The organism is Streptomyces sp. A0592 (genome assembly GCF_004795115.1).
Classification (GTDB): domain Bacteria; phylum Actinomycetota; class Actinomycetes; order Streptomycetales; family Streptomycetaceae; genus Streptomyces; species Streptomyces erythrochromogenes.
In genome coordinates, this window is sequence record NZ_SSBM01000001.1 from 1 (window position 1) to 23,357 (window position 23,357).

Below are 23,357 nucleotides of genomic sequence, written 5' to 3' on the forward strand. Positions count from 1 at the left end.
AGCTGCCGGAGGGGCCGTTGACGGTGACGGTCGTGGCTTGGCCGTTGTCGAGGTTGGTGACCTTCAGCTTTGTTCCGACGGGGAAGGTTCCGCTGGTGGCCGCCGGCGGACCGGCTTCGCCCGACAGGGTCACCGTCGACCCCGGGCACACCACCTCGCCGGTGGCGGGCGGTGCCTGGGCGCCCGCCGCGGCGGAGGGGTTCGCCGCCGCGGGGGGAGGGCTTGCCGCCGTGGCCGGTGCATCGCCGCCGCCCACGCGTTCGACGCGTGCTCGTCGGATGAGGTTCTTTCCGGGTTCTCGGACCTTGTCGAAGGCTGCGTTGTTGAGGAGGACGCAGCTGCCGGAGGGGCCGTTGACGGTGACGGTCGTGGCTTGGCCGTTGTCGAGGTTGGTGACCTTCAGCTTTGTTCCGACGGGGAAGGTTCCGCTGGTGGCCGCCGGCGGACCGGCTTCGCCCGACAGCGTCACCGTCGACCCCGGGCACACGACGTCGGGGGTGGAGGCGTTGCCGGTCGCCACCGTGGCGATGACCCCTCCGGTCACCAGGGTTCCCGTGGTGACGGAGAGCACGAGCTTCTTCATGGAACTCATCGTTCGTTTCCGGGACATGGACACTCCTCGATCCGATGGACGCTGTCTCCCTCGTCCTGCATACGCCCGAGGTCACGCACGGGTTCGGTTCTTGTCGCCGCATTACAAATCCGGTGGTGAGGACGGTTCGCGTGCTCTCGCGCCCGTGCCGCGGAGGGTTCGAGGCCCGGCGAGCGCGTGCGAAGTCCCAGGTGGAAGGTGCGTCGCCCGGGGCGATGCGGGCGGGTGCGCTCGCGGTGGCGCCCTCGATCGGCGCGGAGACCTCAGGCGGCCTTAAGGGCCGCTTGAACCGCCCTTAATGTTCGGCCGGACCTGATGGACGCGACCTCTGGACAGCAAAGTCATTAGGTGCCATATTACTTGCATGACGGAGAACGGGACCGACGGCCGGGCGCCCACGCTGGACCAGGCCAGGCGGCAGGTCGAGCACTACGGCCTGGACGCCGATCCGCAGGCGGTGCTGGTCGCGGTGCGGCTGATCTCGGCGGGTGCGCGGGTCGGCCGGGCGGCCGAGGCGCACTTCGCCAGGTTCGGCCTGTCGACGGGCCGCTACCGCCTGCTCGCCGACCTCGAGGACCACGGCGGGGAGAAGTCCCCCTCGCACCTCGCCGCCGACCTCGACGTCTCCAGGGCCACGGTCACCGGCCTGCTGGACGGCCTGGAACGCGACGGCCTGATCGCCCGGCGCCCGTCCGCGGAGGACGGCAGGGGGACGGTCGCCATCCTGACGGCGCGGGGCGCGCAGCGCCTGCGCGACATGGCGCCCGACCATTTCGGGCGGCTGGAGGCGATGGTGGGCGGGCTCTCCGTCGAGGAGCGTGCGGTGTTTCTGGACCTGCTGGCCCGTGTGGTGCGCGGCAGCGAGGCGCTGGCCGCCGACTGACCCGCCCGTCCGGCCCCGCCCTGGCGGGCAGGGCCTTTTTCTCGGGCCGATAGTTAGGCAACTAATTACATTGCCGGGGCTTGTTCCTCCCGGCACGAGCGAGAAAGGGCCACCATGCCCGCAACGAAGGACAGGGCCGGCCGCAGCCGTGTGACGCCCCGGCCGTTCGCCCTGTGGCGCGAGGTGCTGACCGCCTACGCCGCCCCCGCGCTGACGGCCGGCGCCGCCGCCGTCGCCACCGGGCAGCGGGATCTGGCCGCGGCCGCCGTCACCTCCATCGCGGGCACCTCCGCCCTGGCGGCGCTCGTGGTCGGCGCCTGGCTGAGGAGCGGGGGCCGGCCCCGACGCTGGACCACCGACCTGCCGAGGGTCGTCGTGGCCGTCGTACTGGTCGTCGCCGCCACCGGGGCGGCGGCGCTGCTGGGGTGGTGCGCCGCCCTGTGGCTGCCCGCTCACAGCCTCGCCCCCGCCGGCCTTCGACCGGAGCGCCTGCGCATCGACCTGCCCGTGTCCGCGGCGCTCGCCACCGCCGTCGTCACCCTCCGCTGGCGAAGCGCCTTCGCCCGCTGGCACCCCGACCCACCGGCAAGAGAGGACACCCGATGATCGTCGTCATGGGAGCGACCGGAGCGACCGGCAACGCCCTGCTCCACAGCCTCCTCGCGCTCGGCGCACCCGTCCGCGCGCTCACCCGTACCCCGCACCGGCCGATACCCGGCGTCACCGACGCGCACCGCCCGATCCTGGAGGTCCGGTACGCCGACGCCGCGGACCCCGACGCGCTGCGCACCGCCTTCGAGGGCGCGAGCCGGCTCTTCCTCGCCATGGCGAACGGCCCCGCGCAGGTGGCGCTCGAAACCCGTGTCCTCGACATCGCCGCGCAGACCGGCGTCGGACACGTCGTCAAGATCTCCGCCCCCGCGGCCGAACCCGATTCCCCGGTCGCGGTCTCCCGCGGACACCATGCCGTGGAGGAACACCTGCGCACGCTCGGGATGAGCCACACCGTCCTGCGCCCCTACGCGTTCATGCAGAACCTCCTGCGGATGGCCCCCGCCGTCGCCCAGGGCGTGATGCTCGGCGCCATGGGCGAGGCGCCCTGCAACTACGTCGACTGCCGCGACATCGGCGATGCGGCCGCCGCCGTGCTCACCGGGCCCGACATCGCGGGCGGCAGCCACGTCCTCACGGGTCCGGAGGTTGTTGCGCACCCCGAACTGGCCGATCGGTTCAGCATATTGACGGGGCATCGGGTCCGTTACGTGGATCTCGCCCCGGACGAGCTGCGCGACCACCTCGTCCGGCGTGCGCAGATGCCCGTCTGGCTCGCCGGCCATGTGACGGAGATCCAGCAACTCGCCGTCGCCCGACCCGAATACCCCACCGACGACGTCGCGCGCATCCTCGGCCGCCCGCCCCGGACACTCGACGCCTTCCTCCATGAACACCGGGACCATTTCCGCAGGTAGGCCGACGGACCCCGGGGCAATCCGGGTGAACCATGATCATGACACCGGCCCCCGGCGGCGCCGAGCGCCGAGCACGCCCCTACGCCGCGGCCCCGCCCCTGCGCGCCACGCGCACGCTCTGGGGGCGGGGCCGCAACCAAGGCTCCGGCGGGATCCGTTCAGACCGGGCAGGGGCGGTACTCCAGGGCGAGCTCGCGGTCGACGGCGTAGCTGGTGCGCATGGAAGCGTCGGTGACCTTCTGCCAGGAGCCGTACTTCGCGTAGAGCTGTTCGGCGGTGGGCCCGAGGGGGTTGCCGTACTTGGCGATGTTGCGCTCCTCCAGGATCCGGACCTCCTCCGGGGACATGCCCGCGCGAGTGATCTCCTTCGCCTGGTTGCGCATGTCGACGAGCTCCCGGGCGATCTCCTCGTCGGACGCGCCCGCTCGGCGCATGTCGGCCTCGGTGCGGTGCATGGCCTCCAGCAGGTCGTGGTAGCGGATCCGGGTCCGCTGCGCCTCGACCTTCTCGTCCATGGGCATGACGCGGATGCGGCACACGACCGGATCCGTGCTGGGGCAGGCATCGTCCGCCCGGACCGGCGGGGCCAGCGGCGCGGTGATGATCGAACCGCAGGCGTCCGCGGCGGTGACCGCGGCGGTGCCGCCGGTGGCCAGCAGGGCGACGGCGGCGACGAAGGGAAGGAGGACGCGGCGGGGCACGGTCGAGGAGAGTCGCATGCGCGCATCCTCGACCCGGGCCCGGCGCCGACTGCGCCGGGCGCGCGTCCCGCTCACCCGAAGGGGGCCGACGGAGCGTTTCACCATCCCGCCGAACGGCCCCGGGCCCGTTCTACGCGCGTCGGACCGCCCGGAGCCTCGTCGGAACGAACAAGCGGGCGCACCCTCGGCTGGATCATCGGCCACACCTGCTGTCAGAGCGGAATCAATCACTCCAATCCCGGGAGATGATTCCGGCCACTGGAGCGCAGGGCAGCCCCGGCAGGGTGCACCGTGCGCGGCAACATCCACGCGACATCAGGGGAAATACGCTCGTGCGACGAAAGATCTTCGGGCCGGCCGCCACCGCCGCCGTACTCGGCCTCCTGCCGCAACTCTCCGGATGCGGTGCCCCGGACGGCGGCGCGGGTGACAGCGGCACGCTCCGCCTGGTGGCCGCCGAGTACGGCGACACCCCGGCCAACAGTTCCAAGGCCTACTGGGACAAGGTGACGGACGCGTTCACCGACGCCCATCCCGGTATCAAGGTCGAGGTCCGGCTGTTGCCGTGGGCCGACATCGACCGCGAGGTCTCCCGCATGGTGAAGGCCGGCAAGGCACCCGACGTGGCGCTCATGGGCTCCTACTCGGACTTCGCCGCCCAGGGGAAGCTGTACTCGGCCGAGGAGCTCCTCTCGGTGGGCGCAGAGGCGAACTTCCTCCAGCCGCTCGCCGACGCGGGCACCTTCGACAACCGCCTCTACGGCCTGCCCTTCGTCGCGAGCAGCCGCCTGCTCTTCTACAACGAGGCGCTGTTCACCAAGGCGGGCGTGAAGGAGGCCCCCAAGACCTGGTCCGACCTCAAGGCCGCCGCCACAGCCCTCAAGGACAAGGGGGTGAAGTACCCGTACGCCCTGCCGCTGGGCCCCGAGGAGGCGCACGCCGAGGCCCTGATCTGGGAGCTCAGCAACGGCGGCGGCTACGCCGACGGGCGGGGCAGCTACAGCCTGGACTCCGAGAAGAACATCCGGACCTGGCAGTGGGTCAGGGACAACCTGGTCACCCCCGGCCTCGTCGGGCCCACCGCACCGGCGGAGATGAACCGCGCCGACGCGTTCGCCGCCTTCCTGCGGGGCGAGGTCGGCATGCTCAACGGCTACCCGTCGCTCGCCCACGAGGCGGCGGCAAAGGGCATCGGCGTCGGCACCGTCGCCATGCCGGTCTCGGACTCCCTGGGCAGCGGGGAAAGCCCGCCGACGGTCGGCGTCGCCGACTGGATGGTGGCCTTCAAGCAGAACGACAAGCGCGCCGAGATAGGCAAGTTCCTGGAGTTCGTCTACCAGGACAAGAACCTGTCGGACTTCGTGGGCCGCTACCACCTGCTGCCGGCCACCGCCTCCGCCGCACGGACCCCGGCCGGCGGCGGGCTCAGCCGGACCGACGAGGACTTCCTGAACGCCCTGCGGACGGCCCGGCTCTACCCGGTGAACAACCCGTCCTGGGTGACGGTGAGCGACACCATCAAGCGCAACATCGGCCGCGCCGTCGAGCCGGGAGGCGACCCGAAGGCAGTCCTGGAGGACATGGCCGAAAAGGCCGAGAAAGCCGCCGACAGGACCTGACCCCTCCTCCCGCTGTTCTTCCCCCGGCTCCTGCCCGGGCATGCTGTGGAGCTGGGCCGACCGGCCCGGTGTCGATCCGAGGAGGCGGGCGAGTTGGCCGCTGTCGTGCTCGTTCACGGCTTGTATCACCGTCCCGAGCACTTCGCGGTGCTGGCGGAACGATTGCGGACCGCGGGAACCGAGGTCGTCGTTCCCGAACTCCACCGGGGCTCTTTGTCCGCTGACACAGCCGCCGTCCAGGCGGCCGTCGAGGTGCTGCCGGAGCCCCCGATCGTGCTCGGCCACTCCTACGGAGGGTCGGTGATCACCGGAGTGCGCGGAGCGGGGCACCTTGTCTATCTGGCGGCCTTCGTGCCGGATGCGGGCGAGAGTGCGGCCGGTCTGGGCGGTGCGTCCCCGCAGCTTCGGGCCGCGGTGGTTCCTGGGCCCGACGGCTCGACCGGTCTGCACCCCGAACGGGCCGTCGACACCCTCTACGGCGACTGCCCCGAACCCCTCGCCGCCCGGGCGGTCGGCCTCCTGCGGGCGCAGGCCCCGGGCTGCGGACGGGGAGTACCGGAGCACCGCAGTTGGAAGGACACTCCCTCCACCTACGTCGTCTGTGCATCGGACCGGGCCATCGACCCGCGCCTCCAGCGGAGGATGGCCTTGCGCTGCACCGACGTGCGCGAGTGGCAGTCGGGCCACTCCCCGTTCGTGGGACAGCCCGACCTCATCGTGGAACTCGTCCTGGAACTGCTGGCGGCCCGCACCCCGCCCGGGCGCAACGAAGGCGTCACAGCCACCGGTCGAGGCGCGGGACGGGTCAGGTGAACGCCGCGGCCGGGGGCTCCGGCGCAACCGGCGCGGTGCCGCTCGTCACGGGGAGGGTGAGGACCATGGTGAGTCCGCCGCCGGGGGTGTCCTCGGCGTTCAGGGTGCCGCCGAGGGTTTCCATGAAGCCCCGGGCCACGGCGAGTCCGAGGCCGACCCCGGCGCCGCGCGGGGCGTCGCCGTGGCGCTGGAAGGGCTCGAATATGCGGTCCTTGGCCTCGTCCGGGACGCCGGGGCCGCGGTCGACCACCCGTAGCTCCACACGGCTCCCCAGGGCGCTGGCCGACACGTGGACGGGCTGTCCGGCGGGGCTGTACTTGACGGCGTTCTCGACGATGTTGGCGACGGCCCGCTCCAGGAGGCCGCGGTCGACGGCGACCATCGGAAGCGTTTCCGGGATGTCCAGGAGGACGCTGTCCTCCGGTACTCCGCCCAGCGCCATCGGGACGACCTCGTCGAGGTCCGTCAGCCGGATCAGCGGCACGACCGTGCCGGTGTTCAGGCGGGACATGTCGAGGAGGTTCCCGATGAGGGCCGCGAGGCGGTCGGCGCCGTCCTCGATGCCTTCGAGCAGCTCGGCCCTGTCGTCGTCGGACCACTCGACGTCGTCGGAACGCAGCGAGGTCACGGACGCCTTGATGCCGGCGAGCGGGGTGCGCAGGTCGTGGCTGACGGCGGCGAGCAGGGCGGTGCGGATGCGGTTCCCCTCGGCGAGTTCCTTGGCCCTGCCCGCCTCGTCCACGAGCCGCTGGCGGTCGAGTACGACGGCGGCCTGGGCCGCGAAGGCGCCGAGCACGCGGCGGTCCGCGGCCGGGAGGACCCGGCCGGTGAGGGCCAGCGCCATGGTGTCGCCCATGGGCAGGTCCACGTCGGGGTCCTCGGGGCGGCCGACCGGCCCGGGGCCGACGGACGCCGCCGTGGTCCACGCGTCGACCTCGCCGGTGCGCTCCAGCAGGGCCACCGACTGCATGGCGCAGGTCTCGCGGAGGCGTTCCAGGAGGGCGTCGAGGGAGTTCTCGCCGCGCAGGACGCTGCCCGCGAGGAAGGAGAGGATCTCGGACTCGGCGCGCAGCCTGGCGGCCTGGTGGGTGCGGCGGGCGGCCAAGTCGACCACGGACGCCACGGACACGGCCACACCCACGAAGATCACGATGGCGACGATGAGAGCACGATCTGCGTGGCGTTGCAGCCGCGGGCGAACTCCAGCAGCGAGTCGGGGACGTCGTCCCCTATGACATGGTGGAAGGTGCCGCCGAGATCCTCGATCAGGGTGCGCTGGACGGCCAGTTCCTTGGGGGAGGCGGAGGTGAGCCCGTCGCTGCGGGCGATGTAGACGGCCAGGACCTCGCCGCCCGCCCCTTCTCGGCGAGCCGTGCGGCCCGGCGGATGAGCGTACGTCCCTCCGGGCCGCCGGTCAGCCCTACGACGATCCGCTCGCCGCGAGCCGCAGGGCCGAACTGCCGTCGGACGCCTCCTCCACGTCGAACGTGCGCGCCTGGAGGTTGATCCTGAGCGCGCGGACGAGCTGCGGGTCGTCCTCCACCACCAGCACCCGGGTCATCGGTGCACAGCCTTTCCTTGTGTCACGGGTCCTTGTGTCACGGGCACGGCCGGGGCCGGCGGGGCGCGGGGACGCCTTCCGGCGGCCGGGCCCGGAAGGGGTTCGCGCCGCGCCGGCCCACGGCCCGTGCCATGGCGGCCGTCAGCTCTTGGCCAGTGCCTTGAGGGCGGTGTTGAGTTCGAGGACGTTGACCCGCGGCTCGCCCATGAAGCCGAGGGTGCGGCCCTGGGTGCTGTCCTCCACCAGCTTCTCCACCTGGGCGACCGTGAGGCCGTTCCGCTCGGCGACGCGGTGCGCCTGGAGTTCGGCGTAGGCGGGGGAGATGTTCGGGTCGAGGCCGGAGCCGGAGGAGGTGACGGCGTCGGCCGGGACGTCCTCGGGCCTGACCTGGTGGCCCGCGGTGGAGTTGTCGGCGATGACGGCTTCCTTGGCGGCGACGACCTGGGCGCAGAGGGTGCCTTCCTCGGCGTCCTCGGTGCAGCGGCCGTTCACGGCGCCGTCGTCGGCGGAGCGGTTGGTCGCGCCGGAGAGAATCAGCGAGTACCGGGTGTTGACGCTGTTGGAGCCGAGGCCGCCCGAGGGGCGCGGCTGGAACCACCTGAGGTCTGGCTTCGCCGCCTCCTCCGGGTCGTCGGGGTTCTGCTTGGGCAGGTCGTAGCGCTGCCCGATGAGGGAGGAGCCGACGACGGTGCCGCTCCCGTCCTTGATCTCGGAGCCGTTGGCCTTGTCGTTGAACAGGGCCTGCGCGATCGCGGTCACGGCGAGCGGGTAGAGCACACCGCAGACCACCGTGAGGACCAGCAGGGCCCGCAGGCCCGCGCCGAGCAGCCGGGCCGTGTTGCCCACAGAGTTGTTCATCGCAGATCAACCGATTCCGGGAATGAGGGAGATGAGGACGTCGATGAGCTTGATGCCGATGAACGGGGCGATCAGACCGCCCACGCCATACAGGCCGAGGTTGCGGCGGAGCATCTTGTCGGCGCTGGTGGGCCGGTACCTCACGCCCTTCAGGGCGAGCGGGACCAGGGCGATGATGATCAGCGCGTTGAAGATGACGGCGGAGAGGATCGCCGACTCCGGCGAGGTCAGGCCCATGATGTTGAGCTTGTCCAGGCCCGGGTGGACGACCGCGAACATCGCGGGGATGATCGCGAAGTACTTCGCCACGTCGTTGGCGATCGAGAACGTCGTCAACGCACCCCGTGTGATGAGGAGTTGCTTACCGATCTCGACGATCTCGATGAGCTTGGTGGGGTTGGAGTCCAGGTCCACCATGTTCCCGGCCTCCTTGGCGGCCGAGGTGCCCGTGTTCATCGCCACACCGACGTCGGCCTGCGCCAGGGCCGGCGCGTCGTTGGTGCCGTCGCCCGTCATCGCGACGAGCTTGCCGCCCGCCTGCTCGCGCTTGATCAGGGCCATCTTGTCCTCGGGCGTCGCCTCCGCCAGGAAGTCGTCCACGCCCGCCTCTTCGGCGATGGCCTTCGCGGTGAGCGGGTTGTCGCCCGTGATCATGACCGTTTTGATGCCCATGCGGCGCAGCTCGTCGAACCGCTCGCGCATGCCCTCCTTGACCACGTCCTTGAGGTGGATGACACCGAGGACGCGGGCGCCCTTCTCGTCCTCCACCGCTACCAGGAGCGGCGTGCCGCCGGCCTCGGAGATGCGGTTGCCGAGGAGGTCGGCGTCGTCGGAGACCCGGCCGCCCTGCTCCTTGACCCAGGTGATGACGGAGCCGGCCGCGCCCTTGCGGGTCTTCCTGCCGTCCACGTCCACGCCCGACATGCGGGTCTGGGCGGTGAACGTGATCCACTCGGCCTGGGCCAGTTCACCCTGGTGGCGTTCGCGCAACCCGTACTTCTCCTTCGCCAGGACCACGATCGAGCGGCCCTCGGGGGTCTCGTCGGCCAGCGACGACAGCTGCGCGGCGTCGGCCAGCTCGGCCTCTGTCGTGCCCTTGACGGGTATGAACTCGGAGGCCTGACGGTTGCCGAGGGTGATGGTGCCCGTCTTGTCGAGGAGCAGCGTGGACACGTCGCCGGCCGCCTCGACCGCACGCCCGCTCATCGCGAGGACGTTGCGCTGGACGAGGCGGTCCATGCCGGCGATGCCGATCGCGGACAGCAGCGCGCCGATGGTGGTGGGGATCAGGCAGACCAGGAGCGCGGTGAGCACGATCATCGACTGTTCGGCGCCCGCGTAGATCGCGAACGGCTGGAGGGTGACGACCGCGAGCAGGAAGACGATCGTGAGGGACGCGAGGAGGATGTTCAGCGCGATCTCATTGGGTGTCTTCTGCCGTGCCGCGCCCTCGACGAGGGCGATCATGCGGTCGATGAAGGTCTCGCCGGGCTTGGTCGTGATCTTGATGACGACTCGGTCGGAGAGGACCTTCGTGCCGCCGGTGACCGCGCTGCGGTCGCCGCCGGACTCCCGGATGACCGGCGCGGACTCGCCGGTGATGGCCGACTCGTCGACGGACGCGACACCCTCCACGACGTCACCGTCGCCGGGGATGACGTCCCCGGCCTCGCAGACGACCAGGTCGCCGATGCGCAGTTCGGTGCCGGGGACCTGTTCCTCGTTTCTGCCGTCACTGGTCAGGCGGCGGGCGACGGAGTCCGTCTTGGCCTTGCGCAGGGTGTCGGCCTGGGCCTTGCCGCGGCCCTCGGCGACGGCCTCCGCGAGGTTGGCGAAGATCGTGGTCAGCCACAGCCAGGCGGTGATGGCCCAGCCGAACCAGTCCGTCGGGTCCTTGACCGCCAGGACGGTGGTGACGACCGAGCCGATCAGGACCACGAACATGACCGGGGACTTGATCATGATGCGGGGGTCGAGCTTGCGCACCGCGTCCGGGAAGGACTTCAGCAGCTGCTTGGGGTCGAAGAGGCCGCCGCCCACGCGTCCGCCGTCCGGCTGGTGGCCGGTGGGCACGTCCTGGTGCGGAGCCCTGGTGGGAGTGATGGTGCTCATGCTGCGAGCCCTTCGGCGAGCGGACCCAGCGCCAGGGCCGGGAAGTAGGTCAGACCGGTGATGATGAGGATCGTGCCGACGAGCAGGCCCGCGTAGAGCGGCTTGTCGGTGCGCAGGGTGCCCGCCGTCTCGGGGACGGGCTTCTGCTCGGCCAGCGAACCGGCCAGCGCGAGGACGAAGACCATCGGCAGGAAGCGGCCGAGCAGCATGGCGATGCCGATGGTGCTGTTGAACCACTGGGTGTCGGCGTTCAGGCCGGCGAAGGCCGAGCCGTTGTTGTTGGCGCCGGAGGTGTAGGCGTAGAGGATCTCCGAGAAGCCGTGCGCCCCGCTGTTCGTCATGGAGTTGCCCGGGGTGGGCAGGGTCATCGCGGCCGCGGTGAAGCACAGCACCAGGGCGGGGGTGATGAGGATGTAGCAGGCGGCGAGTTTGATCTCGCGGGTGCCGATCTTCTTCCCCAGGTACTCGGGGGTGCGGCCGACCATCAGACCGGCGATGAACACCGCGATGATCGCCATGATCAGCATGCCGTAGAGGCCGGATCCGACACCTCCGGGCGCGATCTCGCCGAGCTGCATGCCCAGCATGGTGATGCCGCCGCCGAAGCCGGTGTAGGACGAGTGGAAGGAGTTCACCGCGCCGGTCGACGTCAGCGTGGTGGCCACGGCGAAGATCGAGGAGCCGCCGATGCCGAAGCGGGTCTCCTTGCCCTCCATCGCCCCGCCGGCGACGTCGAAGGCGGGGCCGTGGTGCGCGAACTCGGTCCACATCATCAGCGCGGTGAAGCCGAGCCAGATGATGCCCATCGTCGCGAGGATCGCGTAGCCCTGCTTGACCGAGCCGACCATCTTGCCGAAGGTGCGAGTCATCGCGAAGGGGATCACGAGGATCAGGAAGATCTCGAACAGGTTTGAGAACGGGGTGGGGTTCTCAAAGGGGTGGGCGGAGTTGGCGTTGAAGTAGCCGCCGCCGTTCGTGCCGAGTTCCTTGATGACCTCCTGCGAGGCGACCGCGCCGCCGTTCCACTGCTGGGATCCGCCCGTGAACTGGCCGACCTCGTGGATCCCGGCGAAGTTCTGGATGACGCCGCAGGCCACCAGTACGAGTGCGCCGATCACGGCGATCGGCAGCAGGATGCGGACGGTGCCGCGGACCAGGTCGGACCAGAAGTTGCCGAGCTCGCCGGTACGGGAGCGCGCGAAGCCCCGTACGAGGGCCACCGCGACGGCCATGCCGACCGCGGCCGAGACGAAGTTCTGCACGGCCAGGCCGCCGGTCTGTACGACGTGGCCCATGGCCTGCTCGCCGTAGTACGACTGCCAGTTCGTGTTCGCCACGAAGGACGCGGCCGTGTTGAAGGCCTGGTCCGGGTCGATCGACACGAAGCCGAGCGAGCCGGGCAGGCTGCCCTGCAGACGCTGCAGCAGGTAGAGGAAGAGGACGCTCACGGCGGAGAAGGCGAGGACGGCGCGCAGGTAGGCGGGCCAGCGCATCTCGGCCGACGGATCGGCGCCGATGGCCCTGTAGATCCACTTCTCCGGCTTGTAGTGCTTCTCGGAGGAGTAGACGCGGGCCATGTGGTCGCCCAGCGGACGGTAGGCCAGGGCCAGCGCGGCGATCAGCGCGAGCAGCTGGAGCACACCAGCGGTTACGGGGCTCATGGCAGTGCTCAGAACCTCTCCGGGTACACGAGGGCGAGGACGAGGTAACCGAGCAGGGAGACGGCCACGACGAGGCCGACGATGTTCTCGACGTTCACAGCTTGGTCACCCCCCGGGCGATGAGGGCCACCAGCGCGAAGACCGCGACCGTGGTGACGACGAAGGCCAGATCGGCCACCGTGAGCTCCTGATGAAGAGAGTGGAAATGAATCGGCCATCCGGCCGATGACCAGACAACCCCGTCTCCGCCGACGTGTCGGCACCCCTTGACGGCCCCCATACGGGGGTGGGCGAACCCTTAACGGCGCCCATACGCCGACCGCCCGCGCGGCTGTGTCGTCCCTGGTCGGACACACCGGCCCGGTTCACGGCGGGCCACTCCGTCAGGAGCGTGTGAAGACCGGGCCGGCAACCGTATGGATACCGCCAAGGCCCCTGGCGCTGCGGCCGTGCCGTCTCGACGCCGCCCTCAACGGCTTCGGAGCGCTCCTGACCGGCGTCTGCGCGGTCGTCGTCACCGCGACCAGGTTCACCGAGGGCGCCTGGCTGATCGTCCTCGCCCTGCCGCTGATCGTGCTCGTACTCGGCCGCGTCCACCGGGCGTACACCGAGATCGGCGAACGCCTGGAGCTCGGCCGCATCCCCCAGCCGCCCCGGCGCTCCCGCTCCCTGGTCGTCGTCCCCGTCTCCGGGCTGTCCCGGCTCACCTGCCAGGCACTGACCGCCGCCCGCTCGCTCGGTGACGAGGTCCTCGCCGTCACCGTCACCCACCCGGCCCCCGAGGACCGGTTGGCGGCCGAATCCCTCCGCCGCGACTGGGAGCTGTGGAAGCCAGGCGTCACACTCGTCGAACTCCCCTCGGACACCCGCTCGCTCGGCCGACCCGTCTCCGGCTACGTACGCGAACTGGCGCGGGCCCGCCCGGACCTCCAGGTGACCGTCCTCATCCCGGAGACCGAACCCGCCCGCCTCTGGCAGCGGGTGCTGCAGAACCAGCGCGGCTCCGTCGTCGCCCACGCCGTCCGCCGGGACACCGACGCGGTCGTCTGCCGGCTGCGCTTCCGCATCACCGCCGACGCCGGCTGAAGCACCGGCATCAAGACGACGACAGGAATCCCGCCGGACCCTCGCCATCGCGGGGGTCCGGCGGGATTCTCGTCACGTGACCAGCGACTGGCTTCCCGACCGCGGCATCCGCCGGACCGTACGCGCCCTCGGGGCGTTAGGCCTGACCGTCATCGCCGCCGGCGCCGCCCTCGAAGCCATGTGGCTGCTCGGCCTCGGCGTCTGGGGAATCATCGCCGCGATGGGCGTCGAGATCGTCTACCGGCCCTGAGGGGCCGTGCGCCCTTCAGGCCCGGCGCAGGGCGGAGCGTCCTGCGAAGCGCGCCGCGTCGCCCAGTTCCTCCTCGATCCGGATGAGCTGGTTGTACTTCGCCGTGCGGTCGGAGCGGGAGAGCGAGCCGGTCTTGATCTGGCCGCAGCCGGTCGCCACCGCCAGATCCGCGATGGTGGTGTCCTCCGTCTCGCCCGAGCGGTGCGACATGACGGCCGTCCAGCCCGCCCGGTGGGCCGTGGCCACCGTGGCCAGCGCCTCGGTCAGCGTGCCGATCTGGTTGACCTTGATCAGGACCGAGTTCCCGACGCCGGTGCGGATGCCCTCGCGCAGCAGCGCCTCGTCGGTGCAGAACACGTCGTCGCCGGTGAGCTGGCAGCGGTCGCCGACGCGGGCGGTCAGCTCGCGCCAGCCGTCCCAGTCGTTCTCCGCCATCGGGTCCTCGATCGAGACGACCGGGTAGGCGTCGATGAGCTTCGCCAGGTGGTCGGCGTGCTCGGAAGGGGTGCGGCGCACCCCCTCGCCCGCGTAGTCGTACACCCCGTCGCGGAAGAACTCCGACGACGCCGGGTCCATGACCAGGCCGATGTCCGTACCGGGGCGGTAGCCGGTGCGCTCGACGGCCGCCACCACGAAGTCGAGCGCCTCCTCGGCGGTGCGCAGCGCCGGTGCGAAGCCGCCCTCGTCGCCGACGCCCGTGGAGTGCCCGGCGGCCAGCAGGTCGCGGCGCAGGGTGTGGAAGACCTCGCTGCCCATGCGGACGGCTTCGGCGAAGGTGTCCGCGCCCACGGGCGCGATCATGAACTCCTGGAAGTCCAGCGGATTGTCGGCGTGGGCACCGCCGTTGACGATGTTCATCATCGGCAGCGGCAGGAGGTCGGCGCCGGCACCACCGAGGTAGCGGTAGAGGGGCTGGCGGTGTGCCGCCGCCGCGGCCTTGGCGGCGGCGAGGGAGACGCCGAGGATCGCGTTCGCGCCGAGCCGGGACTTCGCGGCCGTGCCGTCGAGCGCGACCAGTGCGGCGTCGAGGCCCGCCTGGTCCGCAGCGTCCCGACCGCGCACGGCGGCCGCGATCTCCCCGTTGACGTGGGCCACCGCGCGGTCCACGCCCTTGCCGTGCCAGCGCGCGGGGTCCCCGTCGCGCAGTTCCACGGCCTCCCGGGCGCCGGTGGAGGCGCCGGAGGGGACGGCCGCGCGCCCCAGGGACCCGTCCGTCAGGACGACGTCGACCTCGACGGTGGGGTTGCCCCGGCTGTCGATGATCCGGCGGGCGGTGACGGTCTCGATGCGGGCGTCGACGCTTCCGGCGGCATGTGCGGACATGGTGGTTCCTCCCCGTTGTCATGTGCCGGGACCCCGGCTGCGACAGCGCTGGCGCCGGCCCCGACGACCCAAACCATACAGCAATGCTGTTCAGTTCTGCTGTACAGCATTGCTGCGCAGCAATGCTGTACAGACCAGGTGCACAGCTTTGCTGACCAACGGGTTAAAGTGCCCTATGCCCACCTCGGAAGCCGCCGCCATCGCCGCCGAACTGCGTATCGCGATGGGCAGGCTCGTTCGGCGAGTCAAGGACGAGGACCGCATCCCGCTGGGCCAGGCCGCCGTGCTCGGTGCGCTCGACCGCAACGGCCCCCTGACCACCAGCGACCTCGCCGCCGACCAGCGGGTACGCCCCCAGTCGATGGCCCGGGCGGTGGGGCTGCTCATGGAGCAGGACCTGGTCACCCGCCGGCCGCACCCCACGGACGGCCGCAAGTCGCTGGTCGAGCTGTCGGACGCGGGCCGGGCCGCCCTCGATGCCGAGCGCGGTCGCAGAGCCGGCTGGCTCGCCCAGGCCATCGAGGCCGAACTCACCGATGAGGAGCGGGCGTTGCTGGCGCGGAGCACCGCCCTGCTGGAGCGGCTCGCCGCCCGCTGAGCCGTGTCCCGGAGGTCAGTCGCCGATGTCCCGGCTGCGGAAGTCGTCCAAGGTCTCGCGCCTGACCAGAACCCGGGCCGCGCCCTCGTGGACCGCGACGACCGCGGGGCGGCCGACCAGGTTGTAGCCGGAGGCCATCGACAGCTGGTAGGCGCCGGCCACCGGTACGGCGAGCAGGTCGCCGGGGTGGATGTCGCCCGGCAGCTCCGCATCGGACGCGAGGATGTCGCCCGCCTCGCAGTGCCGGCCGACGACCGTGGTCGTACGGGGTCCGGCCGTCGGGACACGGCCGATCAGGCGGGGCGCGTAGCGCACCCCGTACAGGGCGGGCCGCGGGTTGTCGCTCATGCCGCCGTCGACGGCGACGAACACCTTCTCGCCGGTGTGCTTGACGGCGAGCACGCGGTACAGGGCGACGCCGGCGGGTCCGACGACGGCTCGTCCGGGCTCGACGAGGAGCCGCGGTACGGTCAGCCGGGCCGCGGCGCAGCCCGCGACGAGTTCCGCGCGCAGCCGCCGGGCCAGCGCGGTCAGGTCGAGGGCGGGTTCGCCGGGCCGGTAGGCGATGCCGTGGCCGCCGCCCATGTCCAGCTCGGGCAGCACGACGCCGTGCGTGTCGCGGATGCGGGCCATCAGCCCGACCATCCGGCGCAGGGCCACCAGGTACGGCTTCACCTCGGTGATCTGGGAGCCGATGTGGCAGTGCAGGCCGGTCAGTTCGAGCTGCGGCTGGCCCAGGATCCGCGCGACGGCGTGCTGTGCGGCCCCGTCGGTGAGGGACAGGCCGAACTTCTGGTCGTCCGTGCCCGTACGGATCTTGTCGTGGCCCCCGGCCGATACCCCCGGCACCACCCGCACCATGACCCTCTGGTGCCCCTCGGGGCCGACAGCGGCCGCGATCCGGGCGATCTCCGACGGGCCGTCGATGACGATCCGCCCGATGCCGAGGCGCAGCGCCGCCTCCAGGTCGCGCGGCGACTTGGCGTTGCCGTGCAGCACGATCCGCTCGGGCGGGAACCCCGCGGTGACGGCCAGTTCCAGTTCCCCGGCCGAGCACACGTCCAGGCCGAGGCCTTCCTCCCGTACCCAGCGCACCATGGCCCGTGACAGGAACGCCTTCGCCGCGTACAGCACGTCTGCATCGGGGAAGGCGTCCCGGTAGGTCCGGCAGCGCCCTCGCACTTCCCCCTCGTCCAGGACGTAGGCCGGTGTCTCGAACCGGTCGGCCACCTCCGCCAGCGACACCCCGCCGACGGCCAGGCCGCCGTGCGGGAGCCGCCGCGTGGACGCGGGCCAGATGGACAGATCCTCCGCGCCGGTGGCGACCTCGGAGAGAACGGCAATGGTCATCGGAACTTCCCCCTCAGAGAGCGCTGGCCGCGACGCCGGCCGCTCCCGCCGGCACCGGGGTGACGGCGGGAGCGGTGAGGGTCGGGTCGATCGTGAGCCGGCACCCGGCGAGCGGTGCGGCCAGGGCGCGCAGCGCGGACTCGGACAGCCGGATCCAGGGGTGCCCCGCGCCGAGCGTCGCCGCCAGCAGGTCGGGGCGGGTGAAACCGACGGCGGTGCGGTCGCCCAGAGGGGTGCGGAACATCCGGAGCACCACCTCCGCGGTACCCGGCCGGACGGGCACGTAGAGGGGTCCGGCCGGGACCCGTTCTTCGGGCTCGGGGTCGTCGTCGTACTGGAACAGACACATGGGGCCCTCCCTGGGGAACCACGAGTGGCGGATGGGGCCCCGGATGCGGGGAGGCGGTCCGGGGCGCGGCAACGAAGCTATCCCCGCCTCCCCCCGCCCGGGTCCGCTCCGTAACGCGGCTCTTACGGCGACCGGCCGAGTCCATACGCATCGCTGACGGCCGGGGCGGAGAAGGGGAGGCGTCAGGAAGCCGTCATGGTTGCGGATCCCGGCGTGAGGGAGCCGTCAACAGCCGCTCGGGATCCTCCCCGGAGCCCTTTCATGTGAACCGGCACAAGCGGAAGAAGGGAACGGAAGCCGTGGCGAGAGTCGTGGTCGGTGTGACGGGTACCCCGGGCAGCCTGACCGCACTGCACAGGGCGGCGGCCGAGGCCCGCGTCCGCAGGGCGGAACTGCTGGCCGTCCTGGCCTGGCAGTCGCCCGGCGGCGCACTCGGAAGCCGCAACGGCTGGGGGCCCGACGTCCTGACGGAGTACCGGTCGGCGGCCGCCGACCGGCTGCGCGAAGCCCTCGACGCGGCCTTCGGCGTGGAGTGGCCGTGCGTCCCCGTCGAGGGCCTCACCGTACGGGGAACCCCGGGCGCGGCCCTCGTCGACGTCGCCCGGGACCCGGAGGACCTCCTCGTGGTCGGCGCGGGTTCCCGGGCCGCGTTGCGCCGCCTCGTGCGCCCCTCGGTCGCCCGCTACTGCCTCGCCCACGCCCCCTGCCCGGTCCTGGCGGTTCCCCCGTCCCCGCTCCAGGCCGCACTCGCCGCGGAGCGCCGCCGCAACCGGCTGCGGATGCCGCTGGTCCTGCGGGAGCCGACGGGTTGACGGAGCCGGCCGGGTCCTGCGGGCCGGCTCCTCGCAGGACCGGACGGGTCTGCGCCATGAGCGTCGAGGTCGCGCAGCACGACCGGGCGTGGCCGACCGCCACCCCGACGCAAAGGAGCGGTGAGCCGCCGTCGCGGCCGCCCCGGAGCGCCGGCAAGGCCACGCGGTCCCACCCGGGCCGCCGGGCCGGGACGCCCGGCCCCCGCCCACCGGGTCGGGTGCGTGCCGGCCGCCGCGCTCACCCTCGCCACCCCGACCGTGTCGACCGGCGCACTCGGCGCCGCCCCCGCGGCCGTCCCGGGCGCCGAGAGGCCGGCCGTGCTCGGTCGGGCCTGCCAAAGGTCGCGCTCCTCCGGTGCTGCGGGCTACCCGCCGAAGGCCCGCTACCAGGGGCTTTCCGCCGCGGAAACCTCGTGCCACCGGGCGGTGCCACCCAGAGGGCTTGACGGCCGCGCCCAAACATATGACACTCGAAGTGCAAGTTGTTTTGTCGCTATTCAGGCTTTCTGTTCACTTCCTGCAAGGAAAGGCGAGAGATGTCCGTCTACAGCGCCCGAGCGTGTGCCGGGCAGAGCCCTGTTCGCGAACGGCCCTCGACGGCCGGGTCCGCGCGCAAGCGGTTCGCCTACGCTGCCGCCGGCGCGGCCGTGGGCGCGGTGTGGGCCTTCGGCGGGGACACTCCCGCGTGGGAGCACGCGCTGCGCGTACTCCTGGTGGTGCTCTGCGTGAGCGTGGTCGGACGGCTCGTCGGCCGTCGGCTCGCCCGTACCGGGAGGGCCCCGCTCGACCGGGGTCTCTTCCTCGGCCTGGTGGCGGCGAAGGTGCTCCTCGTGGCCGTCGCGCTGGTCGTCGACTGGGCGGCCGGCCTGTGGTTCTCCGAACCGGCACTGATCACCGCCGTGATCCTGTTCGTCGTGGTGGCCGTCGGCGGTCCCGCCCTGCACGGCCGGCTCTCGCACGGCCGCGAGGAGCAGGCAGGACGGGCCTCCAGGTCCTAGCGTCGCGGTTCGCATGCGGCACCGTCCAAGGGCGTGTCCCGCCGTGGCGCAGGCGCGGCAGTGCGACCGGACGCAGGCCGTCGGACCCGCAGCGCCTCGTGAAGTCGGCCATGTCCGGCAGGAAGCGGCCGGCCGGCCACGCGGCCCGGCCGAGGGGTGCCGAGAGTGGTGTCGCCGACACGTGGAGGATCCGGCGTCCGTTCGGAACACCACAGGCCGTACGTGGCGACCTCGGCGGCGGGGTGCGCCGCTCCTGCGCCGAGGACGCCGGGACCAAAGTCCGGTCCCGGACCCGGACGGCGGCTCTCCGTCGCCCGTGCTGCACACTTGGCATACGGCCGTTCGGGTACGCCGGACCGAGGCAGGAGCACCGTGATCGACGCTGCGAACCGCTGGCACCTGCACGGGTCTGCCGGCCACGCCTACTCCGGTGCGGAGGCCGGACGACTGCTGTGGCACCGGCGTGACTGGGCGACATTGGACACCTGGTTCGAGAGCGACGCGGGACGGCTCTTGAACGTGGTCACCAACGGCGAGCGCGCGATGGTCGCACTGCTGAACGGGGAGGGCGACCCGGGAGAGCACCTCGTGGATCCGCGCGCCGAGGGCACCTCCGGCGGCTACCCGCTGCCCAACGGCCAGGTCGACGGCTACGCCGACCGGGACACCGTCCCCTTCGACGTGGCCACCCGCGCCGTGGGGTACTTCATCGACCACGGCACCTGGCCCGCCGAGGTCACCGTCGAGGACGACCGCGGCGCATGAGCCCCAACCGGCCGAGCCGGAACACCGAGCTCATCCGCAGCGGGCGGCCGGAGCGGATAGCCTGGCTCGATGGGTGAGGGGACCGGGAGCACCGGGGTGGATGCAGACCGTCAGGGCTGGAGCGCCACGCGCTCCTGGGTGGAGAAGGGGCTGCCGGGAGAGGAGCGCATCGACAGGGTCGTGCGGCTGCGCGGCGGCTGGACGTCGCAGATGCGCCGCCTGGACCTCTGCGGTCCGGACGGCCGGCGCTCCCTCGTCCTGCGGTCCTTCGTCAAGCCCTTCTACGCGCGGCACGCGGAGGGCCTGCTGAACCGCGAGGCGGCCATCCTGAGCCTGCTCGCGGGCACGGACGTACCCGCGGCCTCGCTCGCGGCGGTGGACGCGACGGCGCAGTACTGCGACCACCCGTCCCTGCTGATGTCCCTCCTGCCCGGCACCGTGCGCATGGACGACCAGGGCGCCGAGGACCGTGCCGAACTGCTCGCACGACAGCTCGTGCGCATCCACCGGCTGCCCGTGACCGCGTCACAACGGCCCCGCACCTACCAGGCCTGGGCCTCTCCGGAAGGGGTGACCCCGCCCGCCGCCACCGAGCGGACCGAGCTCTGGAGGCGGGCGGTCGACGTCATCCGCCGGGAGCCGCCGGCCCATCAGGGCCGGTTCCTGCACCGTGACTTCCATCCCGGCAACGTGCTCTTCACGGGCACCGGCGCCGATCTCCGGATCAGTGGCGTCGTCGACTGGGTGGAGACCTCCTGGGGGCCGGCCGACCTGGACGTGGCCCACTGCTCGACGGCCCTCGCCCTGCTGCACGGAGTCCCCGCCGGCATGAGCTTCGCCGACCGCTACGTCGCCGCGGGAGGAAGCCTGGACGACGGCGCCGCCCACCTCTACTGGCGGCTGCTGGACGCGCTGGGTTTCGCCCCCGACGCGGAGAAGGTCGGGGTCCCCTGGCGGGAACTGGGCCGCGTCGATCTCACGGCCGGCGTCCTGACGCAACGGCTGGAGGGCTACATCGAATCCCTCTTCGAGCGCTACGCCTGAACCGTCACCGGGCAGCCGGAGCGGACCACGGCCTCTCCGGTTGCGCCCGGGCTGCCGACCCGCCGGGGAGCACTGCCGAAAGTCCCCTGCGCGGGACTGTCACATCCGGCTGGCCCGGTCGGTCTCTGCTGTGAAGGCGACGACCGAAGGGGAAGCCCATGAAGACCCTGCTCGTCTGCACGTCCGTGTCCCACGGCAATACCCGGCGCGTGGCGGAGGCGATGGCCGAGGTGCTCGGCGCGCGCGTGGTCGCGCCGCAGGACGTGGCGGTCGCGGAGCCGTCGGACCACGACCTGGTGGGCTTCGGATCCGGCGTGTTCTCGCAAGCAATGCACCCGGACCTGCTCGCGTTCGTGCGCGCTCTGCCGAGGTCGACGGGGCGGGCCTTCGTGTTCGCCACGAGCGGCCTGCCGGAGCTCCCGTTCGCGCCGTTCACCCGGCCGCTCGTCCGGCTCCTGGAGGGCAGGGGACTCACGGTCGAAGCCACCTTCACCTGCCGCGCCTTCGACACGTGGGCGCCGTTCAGGCCGGTCGGCGGCATCAACAAGCGGCGGCCGGACGCGGGCGACCTGACGGCCGCCCGCGCATTCGCCGGGCGGCTCCTGCGGTGACTGCGCCGCGCGCGCCGACCGGTCGGGCCGTCAGGCGCGGCAGCGCAGCATCTCGAGCGGCGGGTTGGCGTGGAAGTCCGCCCAGAACTCCGCGTCGAACTCGCGCTCGCCGGCCTCCGACACCGTCAGCGGCACCCACGTCAACTCGCCGAATCCGGCTGCCTGCAGGCACTTCTCGTACACGTCGCGGCGCGGCCGGTTGGCAGTGAACGAGACCGGCGGGTCGAGCAGCGCCGTGGTCCGCACCTGCGGCCCGGTCTCGACCTCCACCCCCGTGAGCTCGCTGCGGAAGCCGTACCGCTCCGGGCCGGGACCGTCGAAGCGGAAGTCGGGCGACTGGTTGAGCAGGAAGAGCTCGCCGCCGGGCTTCAGGCTGCGGTGCAGAGCGCGGCACATCCGCTCCGTGGTGGCGATGTCCTCCGCGTAGTTGAGCAGCTGGACGGCCAGGGCGATGTCGAAGCGCTCGGCGACGGGACGCAGTTCGGCCACATCGCCGACCTCGTAGCGCACGCCCAGCGGATCGGCGTCCTCCAACTGCTGCGCGACAGAGATCATTTCGCCGGAGACGTCGATGCCGAGCACCTCGGCGGCGCCGCGCCGCTTGAACTCCCGGCTGTAGAAGCCGGTTCCGGACGCCAGGTCGATGACCGACCTGCCGCGCACGTCCCCGACCAGCGCCAGGAAGCTCGGGACCACCACGTACTGTTCCAGGATCAGCCCCTTGAACCCCTCGTAGGCCTCGCCGATTTCGTCGTACTGCTGCTGTGCGCTCATGGTGATGTCCTCCCCGTTCAGGCATGCTTGAGCCGCGTACCCCCGTCCCAGGGGGAGCCTGCCGCGGCCTGTGTTCGGAAGTCTCTACGGGGCCGGGCGGAGGCCCGTACTGGCAGAACCCACAAAGATCCGGACGGCGTCCCGGCGTCGTGTACGGAGGGCCGCCGCGGCTACTGGTTGCCGACCGCCGTCCCGACCGCCGTCCCGGCCACCGGCTCGGCCGCCGGCAGGTACGGAACGGCGGCCACCGGGTCCGGGACGGCCACCGGGTCCGGCACGGCCACCGGGTCCGGCACGGCCACCGGGTCCGGGACGGACCAGCGGCGGTCCTGCTCGAAGGTGCGGAGCAGGTCCGCCGCCACACTCACCGCGATGACGGCCGGTTCCTTGCCGGTGATCCCCGGGATCCCGATCGGGGTCTTGATCCGGTCGATGGCGGCCGGGGCGTGGCCGCCCTCGGTGGCCAGGCGCTGCCGGAACCGCGCCCATTTCGCCGACGAGCCGATCAGACCGATCGAGCCGAGGCCGGCCGTGCGCAGGGCGGCGTCGCACAGCGCGGCGTCCTCGGCGTGATCGTGGGTCATGATCAGGACGTGGGCGCCGGGCGGCAGCTCCGCGAGCACCTCCTCCGGAAGCAGCGGCGTGTGGTGAACCCGGATCTGTGCCACCGCGTCCCCGAGCACGCCGAGCCGTTCGGCGGTGAGCATCTCCGGGCGGGAGTCGACCAGGTGCAGATCGAGGTGGTGGCGGGCCAGGATGCGCGCCAGCTCCAGGCCGACGTGCCCGACGCCGAAGACGGCCACCGCCTCGACCACCGGCAGCGGTTCGAGCAGCACGGTGACGGAGCCCCCGCAGCACTGCACCCCGTGCGGGCCGGTGACCTTGTCGTTGAGGGCGAACTCCATCAGTTCCGGCTCCGGATCGGCCGCGCCGTTCAGCTCGCGCGCCCGGTCGATGGCGACGGCCTCGATGTTCCCGCCGCCGATCGACCCCCAGGTCTCGGTGCGTCCCACGACGAGCTTGGCACCGGCCCGGCGGGGCGCGTGGCCGCGCACGGTCGCGACGGTCACGAGCACGCCGGGTTCCCGGCGTGCCCGCAACCGCGCGACCGCGGCCACCCAGCCCATG

Annotated in this window: 22 protein-coding genes and 5 pseudogenes; 13 read left to right on the forward strand and 14 right to left on the reverse strand. The window is 72.0% G+C overall.

Annotation, left to right across the window (positions count from 1 at the left end):
• Positions 1 to 250 precede the first annotated feature (250 nt).
• Positions 251 to 511 (reverse strand): annotated as a pseudogene (locus E6U81_RS40690) (hypothetical protein); the annotation flags it as partial.
• A 445-nt stretch (positions 512 to 956) separates the two neighbouring features.
• Between E6U81_RS40690 and E6U81_RS00010 the strand changes: the two are divergent.
• From E6U81_RS00010 to E6U81_RS00020, 3 genes are all read left to right on the forward strand, one after another.
• On the forward strand, positions 957 to 1,475 hold the full coding sequence (locus tag E6U81_RS00010; RefSeq protein WP_136227947.1) for a MarR family transcriptional regulator: 519 nt from the start codon (positions 957 to 959) through the stop codon (positions 1,473 to 1,475).
• Positions 1,476 to 1,589: 114 nt separating this feature from the next.
• The gene (locus E6U81_RS00015) at positions 1,590 to 2,081 is read left to right on the forward strand and encodes a hypothetical protein (RefSeq protein ID WP_136227948.1); all 492 of its coding nucleotides are present in this window, start codon (positions 1,590 to 1,592) and stop codon (positions 2,079 to 2,081) included.
• Between the two features lie 8 nt (positions 2,082 to 2,089).
• A complete protein-coding gene (locus E6U81_RS00020) occupies positions 2,090 to 2,944 on the forward strand; it encodes an NmrA family NAD(P)-binding protein (protein WP_346766115.1) in 855 nt (284 codons plus the stop codon).
• Positions 2,945 to 3,102: 158 nt separating this feature from the next.
• Here E6U81_RS00020 and E6U81_RS00025 read toward each other — a convergent pair whose 3' ends face one another.
• Entirely contained in the window at positions 3,103 to 3,663 is a 561-nt protein-coding gene (locus E6U81_RS00025) for a hypothetical protein (protein WP_136227950.1), read from the reverse strand.
• A gap of 314 nt (positions 3,664 to 3,977) precedes the next feature.
• On the opposite strand from E6U81_RS00025, the gene E6U81_RS00030 reads away from it, so the two are divergent.
• Together E6U81_RS00030 and E6U81_RS00035 are read left to right on the forward strand one after the other, a co-directional pair.
• Entirely contained in the window at positions 3,978 to 5,264 is a 1,287-nt protein-coding gene (locus E6U81_RS00030; protein WP_240803533.1) for an extracellular solute-binding protein, read from the forward strand.
• A gap of 93 nt (positions 5,265 to 5,357) precedes the next feature.
• Complete coding sequence (locus tag E6U81_RS00035) at positions 5,358 to 6,077, forward strand: alpha/beta hydrolase (protein ID WP_136227952.1); 720 nt, start codon at positions 5,358 to 5,360, stop codon at positions 6,075 to 6,077.
• Here the strand turns inward: E6U81_RS00035 and E6U81_RS00040 are convergent.
• From E6U81_RS00040 to E6U81_RS00070, 7 genes and pseudogenes are all read right to left on the reverse strand, one after another.
• Positions 6,070 to 7,513: pseudogene (locus E6U81_RS00040) on the reverse strand (ATP-binding protein); the annotation flags it as partial. The gene E6U81_RS00035 and the pseudogene E6U81_RS00040 overlap by 8 nt on opposite strands.
• Positions 7,513 to 7,638, reverse strand: a pseudogene (locus E6U81_RS00045) (DNA-binding response regulator); the annotation flags it as partial. The pseudogenes E6U81_RS00040 and E6U81_RS00045, both read right to left, overlap by 1 nt.
• Before the next feature lie 141 nt (positions 7,639 to 7,779).
• Positions 7,780 to 8,496 carry a potassium-transporting ATPase subunit C gene (locus E6U81_RS00050; RefSeq protein WP_136227953.1) on the reverse strand — a complete coding sequence of 239 codons (717 nt, stop codon included), beginning with the start codon at positions 8,494 to 8,496 and terminating at the stop codon, positions 7,780 to 7,782.
• Positions 8,497 to 8,502: 6 nt separating this feature from the next.
• Entirely contained in the window at positions 8,503 to 10,608 is a 2,106-nt protein-coding gene (kdpB, locus tag E6U81_RS00055; RefSeq protein WP_136227954.1) for a potassium-transporting ATPase subunit KdpB, read from the reverse strand.
• Positions 10,605 to 12,269: a potassium-transporting ATPase subunit KdpA gene (gene kdpA / locus E6U81_RS00060; RefSeq protein WP_136227955.1), complete on the reverse strand. Its 1,665-nt coding sequence runs from the start codon at positions 12,267 to 12,269 to the stop codon at positions 10,605 to 10,607. The genes kdpB and kdpA overlap by 4 nt, the downstream gene beginning before the upstream one ends.
• Positions 12,270 to 12,277: 8 nt before the next feature.
• Positions 12,278 to 12,367 carry a K(+)-transporting ATPase subunit F gene (kdpF, locus tag E6U81_RS00065; protein ID WP_136227956.1) on the reverse strand — a complete coding sequence of 30 codons (90 nt, stop codon included), beginning with the start codon at positions 12,365 to 12,367 and terminating at the stop codon, positions 12,278 to 12,280.
• Positions 12,364 to 12,549 (reverse strand): hypothetical protein, encoded by a 186-nt coding sequence (locus E6U81_RS00070; RefSeq protein ID WP_136227957.1) that lies wholly within the window; start codon positions 12,547 to 12,549, stop codon positions 12,364 to 12,366. The genes kdpF and E6U81_RS00070 overlap by 4 nt, the downstream gene beginning before the upstream one ends.
• Before the next feature lie 182 nt (positions 12,550 to 12,731).
• Here E6U81_RS00070 and E6U81_RS00075 point away from each other — a divergent pair.
• Both E6U81_RS00075 and E6U81_RS39555 read left to right on the forward strand, forming a co-directional pair.
• Positions 12,732 to 13,355, forward strand: a pseudogene (locus tag E6U81_RS00075) (amino acid permease); the annotation flags it as partial.
• Between the two features lie 76 nt (positions 13,356 to 13,431).
• Positions 13,432 to 13,605, forward strand: a complete 174-nt coding sequence (locus E6U81_RS39555; protein ID WP_168714510.1) for a hypothetical protein — start codon at positions 13,432 to 13,434, stop codon at positions 13,603 to 13,605.
• Positions 13,606 to 13,620: 15 nt separating this feature from the next.
• Here E6U81_RS39555 and eno read toward each other — a convergent pair whose 3' ends face one another.
• Complete coding sequence (gene eno / locus E6U81_RS00080; RefSeq protein ID WP_136227958.1) at positions 13,621 to 14,928, reverse strand: phosphopyruvate hydratase; 1,308 nt, start codon at positions 14,926 to 14,928, stop codon at positions 13,621 to 13,623.
• Between the two features lie 175 nt (positions 14,929 to 15,103).
• Between eno and E6U81_RS00085 the strand changes: the two genes are divergently transcribed.
• Complete coding sequence (locus E6U81_RS00085; RefSeq protein WP_136227959.1) at positions 15,104 to 15,526, forward strand: MarR family transcriptional regulator; 423 nt, start codon at positions 15,104 to 15,106, stop codon at positions 15,524 to 15,526.
• A gap of 15 nt (positions 15,527 to 15,541) precedes the next feature.
• On the opposite strand, the gene lysA is transcribed toward E6U81_RS00085, so the two are convergent.
• Both lysA and E6U81_RS00095 read right to left on the reverse strand, forming a co-directional pair.
• Entirely contained in the window at positions 15,542 to 16,876 is a 1,335-nt protein-coding gene (gene lysA, locus E6U81_RS00090) for a diaminopimelate decarboxylase (RefSeq protein WP_136227960.1), read from the reverse strand.
• Between the two features lie 13 nt (positions 16,877 to 16,889).
• Complete coding sequence (locus tag E6U81_RS00095) at positions 16,890 to 17,225, reverse strand: SAV_915 family protein (RefSeq protein ID WP_136227961.1); 336 nt, start codon at positions 17,223 to 17,225, stop codon at positions 16,890 to 16,892.
• A gap of 299 nt (positions 17,226 to 17,524) precedes the next feature.
• Between E6U81_RS00095 and E6U81_RS00100 the strand changes: the two genes are divergently transcribed.
• The 5 genes from E6U81_RS00100 (at position 17,525) to E6U81_RS00120 (ending at position 21,455) form a co-directional block, all read left to right on the forward strand.
• Positions 17,525 to 18,037, forward strand: coding sequence for a universal stress protein (locus tag E6U81_RS00100; RefSeq protein ID WP_240803534.1), 513 nt, complete (start codon positions 17,525 to 17,527; stop codon positions 18,035 to 18,037).
• A gap of 536 nt (positions 18,038 to 18,573) precedes the next feature.
• The gene (locus tag E6U81_RS00105) at positions 18,574 to 19,035 is read left to right on the forward strand and encodes a hypothetical protein (protein WP_136227962.1); all 462 of its coding nucleotides are present in this window, start codon (positions 18,574 to 18,576) and stop codon (positions 19,033 to 19,035) included.
• A 372-nt stretch (positions 19,036 to 19,407) separates the two neighbouring features.
• On the forward strand, positions 19,408 to 19,800 hold the full coding sequence (locus E6U81_RS00110) for a hypothetical protein (protein WP_136227963.1): 393 nt from the start codon (positions 19,408 to 19,410) through the stop codon (positions 19,798 to 19,800).
• A gap of 69 nt (positions 19,801 to 19,869) precedes the next feature.
• Positions 19,870 to 20,844: an aminoglycoside phosphotransferase family protein gene (locus E6U81_RS00115; RefSeq protein WP_136227964.1), complete on the forward strand. Its 975-nt coding sequence runs from the start codon at positions 19,870 to 19,872 to the stop codon at positions 20,842 to 20,844.
• Positions 20,845 to 21,002: 158 nt separating this feature from the next.
• Positions 21,003 to 21,455 (forward strand): flavodoxin family protein, encoded by a 453-nt coding sequence (locus E6U81_RS00120; RefSeq protein ID WP_136227965.1) that lies wholly within the window; start codon positions 21,003 to 21,005, stop codon positions 21,453 to 21,455.
• 30 nt (positions 21,456 to 21,485) lie between these two features.
• Here the strand turns inward: E6U81_RS00120 and E6U81_RS00125 are convergent, their stop codons facing one another.
• Both E6U81_RS00125 and xdhC read right to left on the reverse strand, forming a co-directional pair.
• Positions 21,486 to 22,229, reverse strand: a complete 744-nt coding sequence (locus E6U81_RS00125; protein ID WP_136227966.1) for a class I SAM-dependent methyltransferase — start codon at positions 22,227 to 22,229, stop codon at positions 21,486 to 21,488.
• 326 nt (positions 22,230 to 22,555) lie between these two features.
• Positions 22,556 to 23,356 (reverse strand): annotated as a pseudogene (gene xdhC, locus E6U81_RS00130) (xanthine dehydrogenase accessory protein XdhC); the annotation flags it as partial.
• Between the last annotated feature and the right edge of the window lies 1 nt (position 23,357).

Excerpts from the sequence above, each read along its gene's own strand:
- E6U81_RS00010 (WP_136227947.1), top strand. The coding sequence starts at position 957 with ATGACGGAGAACGGGACCGACGGCCGGGCGCCCACGCTGGACCAGGCC.
- E6U81_RS00015 (WP_136227948.1), top strand. The coding sequence starts at position 1,590 with ATGCCCGCAACGAAGGACAGGGCCGGCCGCAGCCGTGTGACGCCCCGG.
- E6U81_RS00020 (WP_346766115.1), top strand. The coding sequence starts at position 2,090 with ATGGGAGCGACCGGAGCGACCGGCAACGCCCTGCTCCACAGCCTCCTC.
- E6U81_RS00025 (WP_136227950.1), bottom strand. The coding sequence starts at position 3,663 with ATGCGACTCTCCTCGACCGTGCCCCGCCGCGTCCTCCTTCCCTTCGTC.
- E6U81_RS00050 (WP_136227953.1), bottom strand. The coding sequence starts at position 8,496 with ATGAACAACTCTGTGGGCAACACGGCCCGGCTGCTCGGCGCGGGCCTG.
- kdpB (WP_136227954.1), bottom strand. The coding sequence starts at position 10,608 with ATGAGCACCATCACTCCCACCAGGGCTCCGCACCAGGACGTGCCCACC.
- kdpA (WP_136227955.1), bottom strand. The coding sequence starts at position 12,269 with ATGAGCCCCGTAACCGCTGGTGTGCTCCAGCTGCTCGCGCTGATCGCC.
- E6U81_RS00070 (WP_136227957.1), bottom strand. The coding sequence starts at position 12,549 with ATGGGGGCCGTCAAGGGGTGCCGACACGTCGGCGGAGACGGGGTTGTC.
- eno (WP_136227958.1), bottom strand. The coding sequence starts at position 14,928 with ATGTCCGCACATGCCGCCGGAAGCGTCGACGCCCGCATCGAGACCGTC.
- E6U81_RS00085 (WP_136227959.1), top strand. The coding sequence starts at position 15,104 with ATGCCCACCTCGGAAGCCGCCGCCATCGCCGCCGAACTGCGTATCGCG.
- lysA (WP_136227960.1), bottom strand. The coding sequence starts at position 16,876 with ATGACCATTGCCGTTCTCTCCGAGGTCGCCACCGGCGCGGAGGATCTG.
- E6U81_RS00095 (WP_136227961.1), bottom strand. The coding sequence starts at position 17,225 with ATGTGTCTGTTCCAGTACGACGACGACCCCGAGCCCGAAGAACGGGTC.
- E6U81_RS00105 (WP_136227962.1), top strand. The coding sequence starts at position 18,574 with ATGTCCGTCTACAGCGCCCGAGCGTGTGCCGGGCAGAGCCCTGTTCGC.
- E6U81_RS00115 (WP_136227964.1), top strand. The coding sequence starts at position 19,870 with ATGGGTGAGGGGACCGGGAGCACCGGGGTGGATGCAGACCGTCAGGGC.
- E6U81_RS00120 (WP_136227965.1), top strand. The coding sequence starts at position 21,003 with ATGAAGACCCTGCTCGTCTGCACGTCCGTGTCCCACGGCAATACCCGG.
- E6U81_RS00125 (WP_136227966.1), bottom strand. The coding sequence starts at position 22,229 with ATGAGCGCACAGCAGCAGTACGACGAAATCGGCGAGGCCTACGAGGGG.